Genomic DNA, 955 nt, shown 5'->3' with positions numbered 1-955 from the left:
TCACAGTATGCACACGTCTCGCCCGAACCAGGTGTCTCAACGGTCGTGGACATACCCATACTACGAGATGAACGTCGGAAAGCGTTTCGTGGCAGTCGCTAATGAGGTCGTCTGAACGTAGTGGCCAACTGGCAGTCGCTCACTTGAATACGGTTTCGGTGACGCGGAGCGTGCCGTTGGCCTCATAGAGATAGCCTTTGGACCGCGTCGCTCATCGTGTTCGGACATGGTTGCATATAGGGGTACGCTACTGCCCCTCCTGGGGGCGATAAACCCGACCGGCGGCGACGCAACTCAACAGCGTTTTTTGCGCTACTCCGCCTTATGGAGACGATCCGAACGAGATCACGATGAGGTGGGCGTCGACGCAGCGTCGAAGTCCACGCTGTCGAGTTCGTCGTGGAACGCCGGCCGGTTGGTGTGCTTCTCGCGGAGATGTGCGAGGAAGTCCGTGAATCGGCCGTCGAGTCCGAGTGCCGCCATCTCTCGGAGGTGATCGATGACGGTTCGATAGTGGTTGCGTCCGGTCTCGGCGGCGAGATACGGCTCCAGCACTTCCCGGTAGGCCTCGAAGTACGCCTCGGGGTCGAGGTCGGCGACGTCCGCACGGTACGCCTGCAAGACGTCGAGGTCATGGCTCTCGAGGACTTTGTCGAGAGCCTTCTCCTGTTCGCCCTCGTAGAGATAGAGGTCGATCAGCTGTGTCGTCTCGAGACGGCCGAGCTGCGACCGGATCGTGTGCGAGACGGACTGCCACTCTTCGTCCGTACAGGCCGCCTTCAGGTCGTCGTACGCATCCCAGTCCTCGAAGCGGACGACACGGGTCTGCAGGCAGTCGCGATAGCGCTCGGCGTCGCGATCCTGGTAGAAGTCGGTGGCGACACGATACGCCGCCGGTGAGCGACCGAGGTCGTCGAGGCCGTCCTCGACGACGGTCCGTGCTCGCTCGGACGCG

General features: G+C 62.0%; 1 pseudogene. It reads right to left on the bottom strand.

Annotation, left to right across the window (positions count from 1 at the left end):
* Positions 1–345 precede the first annotated feature (345 nt).
* Positions 346–955 (bottom strand): annotated as a pseudogene (locus AOZ13_RS14630) (SWIM zinc finger family protein); the annotation flags it as partial.

Source organism: Halarchaeum acidiphilum MH1-52-1 (genome assembly GCF_000474235.1).
Classification (GTDB): Archaea; Halobacteriota; Halobacteria; order Halobacteriales; family Halobacteriaceae; genus Halarchaeum; species Halarchaeum acidiphilum.
This window is presented reverse-complemented; position numbering and strand designations above follow the sequence as displayed.